The sequence below is a fragment of the Pseudoxanthomonas kalamensis DSM 18571 genome, from assembly GCF_010211745.1.
In the GTDB taxonomy this organism is placed as follows: domain Bacteria; phylum Pseudomonadota; class Gammaproteobacteria; order Xanthomonadales; family Xanthomonadaceae; genus Pseudoxanthomonas_A; species Pseudoxanthomonas_A kalamensis.
On sequence record NZ_PDWQ01000135.1, the window covers coordinates 1 to 529 of the forward strand.

Consider the following 529-nt stretch of genomic DNA (forward strand, 5'->3'; position numbering starts at 1 on the left):
ATCCTGTCGATCGCTTCGTCGGCAACGGCATCGCTTCCCTGACGGTATTCGCCCACCTGCACCAGGGTTTCCACCTCGTTGTACTTGGCGAGCAGGCGCCGCAACCGGCCGGCGGCCTGGGAGTGGTCCGATGGGACGATCTGGCTCATCACCCGGCTCAGGCTGGCCAACACGTCGATTGCCGGGTACTGGTTCTTGGCCGCGATCTCGCGGGAGAGAATCAGGTGCCCATCGAGGATACCGCGCACTTCTTCGGCGATCGGGTCGCTGCCGGTGTCGTCCTCGGCCAGGACGGTATAGAACGCGGTGATCGACCCGCTCTCGCCCATGCCCGCGCGTTCGAGCAGGCGCGGCAACTCGGCGAACACCGATGGCGGAAAGCCCCTGCGCGTGGGGGGCTCGCCGGCGGCCAGACCGATCTCGCGTTGCGCGCGGGCAAAGCGCGTCAGCGAGTCCATCATCAGCAGAACGCGCAGGCCCCGATCCCGGAAATACTCGGCGATGGCGGGGCCGACGTAAGCGGCCTTCG

At 67.3% G+C, this 529-nt stretch carries 1 pseudogene; it reads right to left on the reverse strand.

Annotated features, from left to right (window positions below):
* Positions 1-529, reverse strand: a pseudogene (locus tag CSC70_RS14390) (EscN/YscN/HrcN family type III secretion system ATPase); the annotation flags it as partial.